The following is an 11131-nucleotide window of genomic DNA, read 5'->3' as shown; positions in this document are numbered from 1 at the left end:
AATTTCCTTATAAATAAAAAAAAGGGCTTTATAAACCCTTATTTAAATCATTAATCTTTATCATCTCTTATTATCTCTATATCTCTATCTCCACTTATGTCATGCCCATCTTTACTTATTTTAGGTAGAGCACCTATTTTCTTTTCTATCTCTTTTGGAAATTCTATAGGATTATATACTATTGCCTGTGTATTATATTCTGTTTTAACTAAATAAATCGCTAAATTAGCAGCTCCTTTACGTCCTATTAAAAGTATAACTTCATCATCATTATCAATCTGTTTTTTTAAAGTATCAAAACAATTTTTAGCATCTTTAAAATCTTTAGTTTCTAATTTCCCTTTATCTGTATAAATTGCTATTATACTTTCCTTTTTCCCTTTTGGAAGTGTTAAAACAACATCTCCGTTTTGACATACAGGTATTACAGGTACATCAGCATACCCTATATTAGCTATAATCAACAACATGATCATACTCATTAATTTTTTACACATAATTTCCTCCTAATTTTTTAAATATAATATAATTATTAATATTATACCTTAAAATTAATTATTTACCTAAAAATATTTAAAATACACTAATGTTTATGAGTTATTTTTATAATTAGTAAAATTGTTAGCTAATCATTAATTTTTAACTTATATTTTTTAATCCATTCTCTCGTTAATTCTTCATTATACTTTTTAAATAATTTAGTATCAGGCATTACTCTATAGTGTGATAATATTTTTTCATATTTTATAGTATGCATAATAATTCTAATATCAATTTCTTTATTTGATATACTATTATTCTTTATATCTTCGCTTAATTCTACAAAATCATCAAATGTTTCTTCTAATTTTTCTCCCATATTATATGAAAAATAAAATTTTATAATTTCTTCCAATAAAAAAATTGTAGCAGTGCATAATACTTTACTTATACCATCAATCAAAATAATAATAAATAATATTGTTAATAGAATAATCAATACTATATTTTTCTTTATATTTTTCCTATCCTTTTCAATCAAAGTTTTAGTAAAAAAAACTGATTCAAATACATTATTAAATAATTTAATATTGCCTTCTTCTATATCGTTGTTATCATAATAATCGTCTTCATCTATTTTTTTAAATGATTTTCTAATTAAATTTTTAATCTTAATTTCTTCTGCTTTATAATAGAGTTCTCCTTTAAATAAATTTATTATTATCAATATTATAGCCCCTATAAAGGTTATAGCTAAATATAGTTTCTCGTTATTATATTTAATTAAAATAATAGTCATAATAAATAAAACTATACTTAGAACTTTTTTTATAGTTTCTAAAGTATTATAATTATCAAATTTTCTTTGTTGTAATTTTTTCTCTTTAATTTTATAACCTCCTTTATTTATTGCAAATTATTCAACAAAAATAGTTTTCTAATATTTTCATTAGTTATTATAAACTCTAAAGTGGCACCATGACAATCATTAAATTTATTTTTTGAATCACATATGCATCTAGTATTTGGTCTATATTTTTTTGTCTCTATAATTTTTAAATACTTTCTTATTTTTTTCTTAGTATTTATTCCACTATCTTTAAAACTTGAAAGTATCCCTTTATATCCATGTTCTCGTTCTCCAAAAATGTATTTATTATATTTTTCAAAGTATCTAACTGTTACAATAAACGAATTTAAAAATATATTTAAATATTCCTGTATTGATGGCTTTATTTTCAAAAATTCAACAATTTCAAAATACGATGCTACACAGGCGGTGCCATCTTGATTAATATGTGAAATATCTTTTGGTAATTTGTCTAATATATAAATATTCGGAATTCCAAGCGGATAATTTCTAGGTATATTAATTTTAATATTTATTTTACCAGAAGTATAAAAACTATCTTTCTTTAATGTATAAAAATAATTCCCTTTGATAATTATTTTTTCATCATCTTCAAATTCAATATCCATCTCATTTTGTTGAAGTAATAACTGTTTTATATTTTCGTTTAATTTATCTATCATACCATCCATGGTTTAACTTCTTTGACTTCATTGTAATCTTGGATTAAATTTAAATTAAAACTCTCATTTATACCTGTTTTTACATTAGCTTCAAATTCTTTTAGATCATTCGTTAATAGAAAATCTTTTTCAAACAACAATATCCATTCTTTAAATGTTTCTTTATCTAGAATTGTCCATTCTTCACATAAATTTTCTTGACTACACACTGGATTTTTAATATCAAAATCTTTAAATTTAGTTTTTACATATCTAATAGTTTTAGTTAAAGCCTCTTCTATACTACTTATAGTTTCATTTTCTATAGCTTCTGCAGCTAAAGTACACATTATCATTGATGAAGGTCTTATTATATTTTCATTAGCTTTTCTTGAATAAAATATATCTCTGTTTCTTTTAAGTATTTTTACAGCTTTTTGCAAATAAGATTGGTAATAATATTTAGGTATTTCTTTTAGACTATCTTCAAATTTTAATTCTTTTTTAATTTTTATAGTTTGCTCTTCCATAAATGCAAGACTCATACTTCTATTACTGATTCCTAAGAACCATTCACCAAATTTTAACGAATCTGATTTTTTCCAACTATAACTTCCATCACCATCTCTATTAGTTATATAAATATTTATTAAATTATTAATAGCTGGTACTAAATCTAATTTAAATCTATAATTATTAACTTCATTATATCTTAATGTCCAACATTTGTCATATTCTTCTTCTAATTTTTCTTTATAAATTTCATTCCTTTTTATTATATTTCCTAATGTTTGTTTTATCTCCTTAGGATCTTGCCCCAAATCACTATTTTCACTATATAAACATAAAATATCTATATCATAAAAATTATATTCATCATTTTCATCTTCTCTATATGGTTTTATAACTGTTCCAGTTAAAAAAGAACCTTGCGGCATAAAATCTACTAATAAAGATTGATTAATACAGTAATCATATACAGCTTTGTAACTTGTTCTAGCTTTATTTTCCATTGTTGCAGTTAGCTCAATTCCTTCTAACATTTTTTCAAATTTTTTATTATTGTTTATAAAAAACACCTCCTAATTTAATATACTTATATAATAACACATTTATAAAAAAAAATACAATATATACTTATATTTTTTACACGAAATGCCACATATTGTGTTTTATTCAATTTTATCTACTCAAATAACTATCAATGACATCCTTTAAATTAATATAATATTCCATTATCTTAATTTCATCTTTATCAGTTCTATCTATATGTACTCTATCTTTATCATAACCTTCTGTCGGTAATATTAGACCATCATATATTTTATAATCTTCATATTAAAATCTCTATTTAATTGATTAGCATTTTTTTAAATTTATAGTATAATACAAATAATCATGTATATTTTAAAGTATACAAATTTAATAGGGGGTAAATATGAAATTTTTTAAAATTATAATAACCACATTACTAATTTTTTCTTTTAATGCTTGTAGTTCTGTTGATAATAATAAACTTAATATGGCTAAAACTAGAATATATAAAGTAGAAGAAAAAAGTAAAGTAATAAATGCTTTAAAACAAAGCTTAATAGAGAGTGGTCATAGAATCGAATATATTAATAGTGAAAAAGGATATATTAAATCACTTAAATATTACAAATCATTTGCTCATTTAAGAATACTTTCTACATTAGAATACACCGATTTTTTTATAACAGAAGAAAATAACAAATTAAATATAAAAAGTAATATTTCATATAAATATATACAATTTTATCAAATAGATGGTGAATATAATACAAAAAAATACAATGCTTTATTTAATGATTTAGATAATGCTCTAAATAAAAAAATTACATCTAATATTTCTCATACATATACTTATAATTTAAATGACAAAGAAAAACTTTTGGATGCTATTAAGTCCCTTCCAAAATACTATGACAATTTAATTTTAGAAATTTATAATAAAGAAGATGGATTTATTGTTTTAAAATCAAAAACAAGCAAAGAACAAAGATGTGGAATAGTTATATGCGATAATATATCATTTTTCAATTTTATAGTTTTTGAAAAAAATGGAAAATTAAAACTCAACTTAAATATACTAGAAGATATTTATTATGATGGTTCTCCTTTAGTTGGTTATGGAACTGTTAAAGTTAAAAATACTGAAAACGAAAAAGTATATAATGATTTAATTTCTATAATTGAAAAAAACATGAATAAATAAAATTTTAACTTATATAGTAAAAATGAGATAATAGTAAACTTATTATCTCATTTATTATTTAAATTATATAACAATTTTGAAAGTTATGTACTTTTTGCTATATATATTCTATAAATTTTATTTTCTAAATATATTGACATTCATATTATTTCTTTTATTTAATCTTTCAATAACTTTTTTACATGAACTTTTTATATAATCTATACCTTTATGCTTTAAATTAATACTACCTATTACAGATATATCTATATCATTTCCATAAATTTCTATTTTATCTAATCTAAGACCTAAATATCTATATAATGTCTCTAAAACTTGAATTTTTGTTCTCATCTTTTGTTCATTTGATTCTTCAAATATTAATTTTAAAACCATATTATCAAATTCTTCATTAGTGTATAATTTAGGTATATCATAATAAGGCATATAATCCATTTTTAATATACTGTCTGATTTAACTAGTGGAATATTATTTTTTTGTTCATCTTTATAATCTCCACGATGTTTTAAATAAGTGTTTTTTAAAGAAATTTTTTCATATTCATTATTTGTTTTAAATGCTAAGTCATATAAATCATCTAAAAGATGGTTATTAAATTCTTTATATAATATATTTTTCTTATAATTAATTTTAGCATCTTCTATATAATTAAGTGCCTCATAAATTCTACCCAAAAAATTATATATATTTTCCATATGTTCTCTTGTATATTTTGCTTTATCTTTTTCTTCTATATAAAGTGCTAATGGTGCATAAACTTTTACTAAAAATTCTCTATCATCTTTATATAATTTAGTCAATTTTTCAAAATCTTTATCAGCAGATTTTCTATCATTATTTACAAGTTTTAATTCAGCCATAACTTGTAATATTTTTATATTATCTTGTTCCTTATTAATTTCTTCTAATGAAGATATGATAACATTCAAGTTTTTTTCATTTTTCTTTATATTTGAAATATTTTTTGTAACTACCTCTGTATTTATTTTTTTTACAGGCTTGATTGGTTCACTCTCTACGCTTGAACATGATAGAATTAAAAACATAAACAAAATATTTAATAGTTTTTTCATTTGTTTTACTCCTTTTATTTTTTTTTATATTTAAATTATAGCATATTTTTAAAATATTAACTAAAAATAAATATATTGTATTTAAAAAGCCCTATAGAATAATCTATAAGGCTTTTCTTTATTATACAAAATAATATTCTTCTGTAATAATTTGTAGAAAAAATTATCTCTTTGAAAATTGAGGGCTTCTTCTTGCCTTTATCTTTCCGTATTTCTTTCTTTCTACCATTCTTGAATCTCTTGTTAAGAATCCAGCTTTCTTTAAAGAATCTCTGTATTCAGCATCTGCTTCTAATAAAGCTCTTGAAACTCCATGTCTTATAGCTCCTGCTTGACCTGTGTTTCCTCCTCCAAATACATTAACAATAACTTTAAATTTGCTTAAAGTTTCAGTTAATTCTAATGGTTGTTCAACTATTTTAGCTAGTAATTCCCTACCTTCAAAATAATCTCTCATATCTTTTCCATTAATAACTACTCCTGTATCTCCTGGTATTAATCTTACTCTTGCAACAGAAGTTTTTCTTCTACCTGTTCCTAAATATTGTATTTTACTCATTAAATCTTCCTCCTACTACTTTCCTAATTTTTCTGGTTTTTGTGCAACATGATCATGTTCTGCTGTAACAAATAATTTCAATCTTGTTATTTGTTGACTTCCTAATTTATTCTTAGGCAACATTCTTTGAACAGCTTTTCTAAGCACATCAGTAGGTTTCTTATCTAACATTTCTTGTAAAGTTCTAACTTTAATACCACCTGGGTATCCACTGTGTCTGTAATATTTTTTGTCAGTAAGTTTTTTACCAGTAACTGCTATTTTATCTGCATTAACTACTACTACAAAGTCTCCACCATCAACATGAGGTGTGTATGTAGGTTTGTCTTTACCCATTAATTTAACAGCTATTTCTACAGCAAGTTTTCCTAAAACTTTTCCTTCGGCATCAATTTCATACCATTTTCTTTCAACTTCTTCTTTTTTTTGTATAAATGTATATTTATTCACTTTTTTCCTCCTAAAATTTTTTTGTGAATAACGGTCCTTTGTGGGAAAGGCACTATTAAAAGTATATAATTTTTAACAGGCTTTGTCAAGATTAAATTGTACTTTATTTAGTAAATTTCACCTTATAATATTAATTCTCCTGATAAATATTCGTTATTCTCTTTATCTATCCATGCTTTACTTGTTTCATCATTAAAATATATCTTTCTACCTGTTGTTTTGTTTTCTAACAATATACCATCTTTGCTGTCAACTCTTTCATATGTATCTGCCAATGAATCTAAAAAATATACTCAATTATTTACATGACTTACATATACTATTTTAAAATCATCAGTATAACTTAATATTTCAACTTTATCTATACTACCGTCTTTTCTTTCTTGCCAAATATGTTTATGATATATTTTTTCTTTATTATTTGTTACTACTACTTTCTTAGTTTTTTCATCAATATTTTTATTATACATAAGTTTTTTAAATAAAAAATTTTCTTCTTTTGATTTTAAGGTTATTTCATTATTTTTAAAGTCTATTTCCAAAATTGTATTTAATTTCTCATCCCTATAAATATTATCTTTTTCTTTATAGAAAATATAATCAAACTCGTATAAAGACATAAATCTAATTTCATTTTCATTTAATTCTATAACAACTATTTCAGGAGATAACTCTAATTTTCCAGTTTTTTCATTAAAATATATATATTTAGCTACTTTTGGTTCCTTTGTCATTAATAATGTTTTATCATCATTTATCCATGCTTTTTCATCATCAAAATACATTTTTAAGCCTTTTTTATCTACAAATAAATACCCCTTATCACTTTTTACTCTTTTAAATTCTATTTTATCTGAACGCATACTATGTACAAGAGTCATACTTTCCTCAAAATTATTTTCTGATGAAAATCTTAATTCCATTATTCTATCTTGCTTATTAAACCAAAAACTTTTAAATGCAATTTCTTTATCGTTTATTTTAATAATTTCTGTTTTAGAAGTTCTAACCATTTGATTTGTTAAATTTGTTCTAGCACAAGAAATTAATAAAGTTAACATAAATATATATATTGTTTTTTTCATATTTTATAATTTTCCCATCTTTTTTCAACGTAGATATTATACCATATTTAACTAATAAAAGCACACAAATTATCAATTATAAGCATTACAATATAGTTGTTTTTAAAACAATCTTTACTAGTGAAAATTCATATCATACTTTTATTACTTATTTAACCATCTATACATACAACTATTATAATACTAATCTAAATAATATATTGACAAAGTAATAAAAAGATATATACTAATATTGACAAATATTTAGAAAGAAGGGTTTTGTATGAAAAATTTAAAATTATTTATTTTATTAACAACAATTATGGTTGGGAATATAACATTAACTCAAGAAAATAAACTTAAAGAAAATTATAAACTTAAAGAAGTGGTTGTATTAAGTAGACATAGTGTAAGAGCTCCTTTATCAGCACCAGATAGTGTATTAGGTAAAATAACGAATCATAAATGGATAGAATGGTCTGCTCCTAAAAGTTCACTAACACTTAGAGGTGGTGTATTAGAAACTATAGCAGGTCAATATTTTAGAAAATGGACTGAAAGTGAAGGTTTATTCGATTCTAAGACTTGTCCAAATAAAGATGAAATAAATATATATGCTAATAGTATGCAAAGAACTATAGCAACAGCTAAACATTTTAATGTAGGATTTGCACCAACATGTCATATAGAAACATATCATAGATTCGAACCTAGTAAAATGGATCCTGTATTTTTCCCACGTTTAACTAAAGTAACTCCACAATTTATAAAAGAAGCTACTAAACAAATAAATAATTTAAATGGATTCAAAAGTTTAAGAGAATTGACTAAATCATTAAAACCTTCATTTAACGAAATCGAAAAAGTACTAGATATAAAAGATTCAAAAGCATGTAAAGAAGATAATAAAATGTGTAATCTAAATGATTATGATACCAAAATTTCTTTCAAATTAAATGATGAACCAAGATTAACTGGTTCTTTAAAATTAGGAACTATAATATCAGATGCCTTAATATTACAATATTTTGAAGAGCCCAATGATGAAAAAGTTACTTTTGGAAAAAAATTAACTAAAGAACAATATAAAAAAATATCTAAAGTAAAAGACACATATGGAGAAGTTCTATTTTCAGCTCCTATAGTAGCTATTAATGTTGCACACCCATTATTAGTGTATATAAAAGATGAATTAAATGCTAAAGATCGTAAATTCACATATTTAGTTGGTCATGATTCTAATTTGGCTTCTGTTATGAGTAGTTTAGATATAGAAGAATTTGAATTAAAAAATAGTGTTGAAACAAAAACACCTATAGGCGCAAAATTAATGTTTGAAAAATGGGAGGATAAAAAAACTAAAAAAATATATGTTGCAATAAATTTCATGTATCAGTCTACTGAACAATTAAGAAATTTAAGCATTTTAGATTTAAATAATCCACCTGTTATTATTCCTTTAAAAATAAAAGGATTAAAAACTAATAAAGATGGTTTATACTCATTTGAAGATGTTATAAAAAAATTCAATAAAGCAATAAATGCTTATGAAAATATTAAATAAATTTAAAATACATATTAGAAAGAAGGGATTTTATGAAAAATTTCAAATTATTTATTTTGTCCTCTATAATTTTAGTTGGTGGTATGGCATTTGCTAAAGAAAATTATCAACTAAAAGAGGTTGTAATATTAAGTAGACACAATTTAAGGGCACCACTGGCATCAAAAGACAGTGTACTAGGTAAAATAACTAGTCACAATTGGATAAAATGGCCTGAAGCTAAAAATTTGACAAATAGAGGTGGAGTATTGGAAACTATAATGGGTCAATACTTTAAAAGCTGGACTGAAAGTGAAGGTTTATTCGATCCTAATACTTGCCCTATAAAAAACGAAGTAAATATATATGCTAATACTAAACAAAGAACTATAGCTACTGCAAAACATTTTAGTGCAGGATTTGCTCCAACTTGTGATATAGATACATATTATAGATTTCTTCCATATAAATCTGACCCTATATTTTTTCCAAAATTAACTAAATTAAGTCCAGAATTTTTAAAAGAAGCCACTAAACAAATTAACAATACAAAAGGATTTAAAAATTTAAAAGAATTTACTAAATCACTAGAACCTTCTTTTAATGAAGTTGAAAAAATTATAGGTATAAAAAAATCAAAAGCATGTAAAGATGATAAAAAAATGTGTGATTTAAATGATTATGATACAAAAGTTGTTCTTAAATTGGGAGATGAACCAAGAATGTCTGGATCATTAAAATTAGGAAATATAGTATCAGATGCATTAATGTTACAATATTATGAAACCCCTGATAATAATAAGCTACCTTTTGGCAAGAAGATAACAAAAGAACAGTATAAAAAAATATCTAAGTTAAAAGATTCTTATGTGGAAGTTCTATTTACTTCTCCAATAGTTGCAACTAATATTGCCAATCCTTTGATAGTATATATAAGAGATGAATTAAATTCTAAAAAACGTAAATTTACATACTTAGTAGGTCATGATTCTAACCTAGCTTCTGTTATGAGTAGTTTAGAAATAGAAGAATTTGAGTTAAAAGATAGTATTGAAAATAGAATACCAATTGGTTCAAAATTAATGTTTGAAAAATGGGAAGATAAGACTACTAAAAAAATGTATGTTGCAATAAATTTCATGTATCAATCTACTGATCAAATAAGAAATTTAAGTATATTAGATTTAGATAATCCGCCTGTTATTATACCATTAAAATTAAAAGGATTAAAAACTAATAAAGATGGTTTATATTCATTTGAAGATGTCATTAAAAAATTTGACAAAACTATAATGGCTTATGATAATATCAAATAATAGCACAAAATATAACTAATTATAAAAGGAGCTTGCAAATAAATAAAAATATTTTTGCCTTACTCCTTTTTTTACTTATAATAATTTAATAATTATGCTACACTTCTTTTCTATTTTTTAAACTTTCCAATACCTCAGACAAACTATTACATACTTTGTCATAATACTTAGAATTTTCATTATTGATTCCTACTATATCTGGAATGAACACAGTAAAACTACCAAGAGATTTAGATGCTTTCAAACCATTTAATGAATCTTCAAAAACAACACTTTTATCTGCTTTCACATTAAAATAATCTAATACTTTACTAAATATTTCAGGATTAGGTTTACTTTCTTTTAAAGATTCACCAGAAATAATATAATCGAAGTAATTGTAAATATCAGTATTTTCTAAAATTGCCTTTATTTTCTCAAAATTAGATGACGATGCCAAAGCAATTTTCTTATTTTCCTTTTTTAAAAAATCAAGAATTTCTATAACACCTAATTTTAATGGTATTAAAGATTGCTTGGCTTTTAAAATAAATAATTTATCTATTTCAAATGCTAATTTAATAAAATCAAAATTTTCACCATATATACTTTTCATATATTTATCAGCATTTTTATTACTTTGTCCAATAATATTTAGCAAATCTTCCTGAGCTATATTATAACCCTCTTTTTTAGATAAAATCACCATATTTTCCATAAATATTCTTTCTGTATCTACTAATACTCCATCCATATCAAATATAAATAAATCTGTTTTAAGATCAACAAAAGAGTTTTCATGTATTTTATCATATTTATGTTCCCATTTTTTAAAATCTTCTAATTTCACAGAATAGTCTGAGTCATTTTTATCTATATCATAAATATCAACTACACAACGTGGTAATGTCATTTCAT

The 11131-nt window shown here is 23.1% G+C and carries 13 protein-coding genes; 3 read left to right on the top strand and 10 right to left on the bottom strand.

All coding sequences use genetic code 11. The annotated features are described in order from the left end of the window. Positions 1-50: 50 nt before the first annotated feature. The 4 genes from AWT72_RS06425 to AWT72_RS06410 all read right to left on the bottom strand — a co-directional run bounded on the left by AWT72_RS06425 (position 51) and on the right by AWT72_RS06410 (position 3071). Positions 51-497, bottom strand: a complete 447-nt coding sequence (locus AWT72_RS06425; RefSeq protein ID WP_067142569.1) for a hypothetical protein — start codon at positions 495-497, stop codon at positions 51-53. Positions 498-625: 128 nt separating this feature from the next. Then, positions 626-1207 carry a hypothetical protein gene (locus AWT72_RS06420; protein ID WP_067142566.1) on the bottom strand — a complete coding sequence of 194 codons (582 nt, stop codon included), beginning with the start codon at positions 1205-1207 and terminating at the stop codon, positions 626-628. Positions 1208-1386: 179 nt separating this feature from the next. Beyond that, a complete protein-coding gene (locus AWT72_RS06415) occupies positions 1387-2022 on the bottom strand; it encodes a hypothetical protein (protein WP_067142563.1) in 636 nt (211 codons plus the stop codon). Then, positions 2010-3071 carry a nucleotidyltransferase domain-containing protein gene (locus AWT72_RS06410; RefSeq protein ID WP_306765431.1) on the bottom strand — a complete coding sequence of 354 codons (1062 nt, stop codon included), beginning with the start codon at positions 3069-3071 and terminating at the stop codon, positions 2010-2012. The genes AWT72_RS06415 and AWT72_RS06410 overlap by 13 nt, the downstream gene beginning before the upstream one ends. Positions 3072-3430: 359 nt before the next feature. Between AWT72_RS06410 and AWT72_RS06405 the strand changes: the two genes are divergently transcribed. Beyond that, complete coding sequence (locus tag AWT72_RS06405; protein WP_067142558.1) at positions 3431-4228, top strand: hypothetical protein; 798 nt, start codon at positions 3431-3433, stop codon at positions 4226-4228. 117 nt (positions 4229-4345) lie between these two features. Here AWT72_RS06405 and AWT72_RS06400 read toward each other — a convergent pair whose 3' ends face one another. From AWT72_RS06400 to AWT72_RS06385, 5 genes are all read right to left on the bottom strand, one after another. After that, entirely contained in the window at positions 4346-5302 is a 957-nt protein-coding gene (locus AWT72_RS06400) for a hypothetical protein (RefSeq protein ID WP_067142555.1), read from the bottom strand. A 163-nt stretch (positions 5303-5465) separates the two neighbouring features. Further along, a complete protein-coding gene (gene rpsI / locus AWT72_RS06395; protein WP_067142552.1) occupies positions 5466-5861 on the bottom strand; it encodes a 30S ribosomal protein S9 in 396 nt (131 codons plus the stop codon). 15 nt (positions 5862-5876) lie between these two features. Beyond that, positions 5877-6311 carry a 50S ribosomal protein L13 gene (gene rplM / locus AWT72_RS06390; protein ID WP_067142549.1) on the bottom strand — a complete coding sequence of 145 codons (435 nt, stop codon included), beginning with the start codon at positions 6309-6311 and terminating at the stop codon, positions 5877-5879. A 122-nt stretch (positions 6312-6433) separates the two neighbouring features. After that, entirely contained in the window at positions 6434-6586 is a 153-nt protein-coding gene (locus AWT72_RS09510; protein WP_156413098.1) for a hypothetical protein, read from the bottom strand. 18 nt (positions 6587-6604) lie between these two features. Then, positions 6605-7396, bottom strand: a complete 792-nt coding sequence (locus tag AWT72_RS06385) for a hypothetical protein (protein WP_067142546.1) — start codon at positions 7394-7396, stop codon at positions 6605-6607. A gap of 262 nt (positions 7397-7658) precedes the next feature. Between AWT72_RS06385 and AWT72_RS06380 the strand changes: the two genes are divergently transcribed. Together AWT72_RS06380 and AWT72_RS06375 are read left to right on the top strand one after the other, a co-directional pair. After that, positions 7659-8939: a histidine-type phosphatase gene (locus AWT72_RS06380; RefSeq protein WP_067142543.1), complete on the top strand. Its 1281-nt coding sequence runs from the start codon at positions 7659-7661 to the stop codon at positions 8937-8939. Positions 8940-8971: 32 nt separating this feature from the next. Beyond that, positions 8972-10234, top strand: coding sequence for a histidine-type phosphatase (locus tag AWT72_RS06375; protein ID WP_067142540.1), 1263 nt, complete (start codon positions 8972-8974; stop codon positions 10232-10234). A 97-nt stretch (positions 10235-10331) separates the two neighbouring features. On the opposite strand, the gene AWT72_RS06370 is transcribed toward AWT72_RS06375, so the two are convergent. Beyond that, positions 10332-11131: HAD family hydrolase (locus AWT72_RS06370; RefSeq protein ID WP_067142537.1), on the bottom strand; the 800-nt coding region annotated here is incomplete at its 5' end.

It is taken from the genome of Oceanivirga salmonicida, assembly GCF_001517915.1.
Classification (GTDB): Bacteria; Fusobacteriota; Fusobacteriia; order Fusobacteriales; family Leptotrichiaceae; genus Oceanivirga; species Oceanivirga salmonicida.
The sequence above is the reverse complement of the archived record's forward strand: the minus strand, read 5'-3'. Positions and strand labels throughout refer to the sequence as shown.

Excerpts from the sequence above, each read along its gene's own strand:
- AWT72_RS06425 (WP_067142569.1), bottom strand. The coding sequence starts at position 497 with ATGTGTAAAAAATTAATGAGTATGATCATGTTGTTGATTATAGCTAAT.
- AWT72_RS06415 (WP_067142563.1), bottom strand. The coding sequence starts at position 2,022 with ATGGATGGTATGATAGATAAATTAAACGAAAATATAAAACAGTTATTA.
- AWT72_RS06405 (WP_067142558.1), top strand. The coding sequence starts at position 3,431 with ATGAAATTTTTTAAAATTATAATAACCACATTACTAATTTTTTCTTTT.
- AWT72_RS06400 (WP_067142555.1), bottom strand. The coding sequence starts at position 5,302 with ATGAAAAAACTATTAAATATTTTGTTTATGTTTTTAATTCTATCATGT.
- rpsI (WP_067142552.1), bottom strand. The coding sequence starts at position 5,861 with ATGAGTAAAATACAATATTTAGGAACAGGTAGAAGAAAAACTTCTGTT.
- AWT72_RS06385 (WP_067142546.1), bottom strand. The coding sequence starts at position 7,396 with ATGAAAAAAACAATATATATATTTATGTTAACTTTATTAATTTCTTGT.
- AWT72_RS06380 (WP_067142543.1), top strand. The coding sequence starts at position 7,659 with ATGAAAAATTTAAAATTATTTATTTTATTAACAACAATTATGGTTGGG.
- AWT72_RS06375 (WP_067142540.1), top strand. The coding sequence starts at position 8,972 with ATGAAAAATTTCAAATTATTTATTTTGTCCTCTATAATTTTAGTTGGT.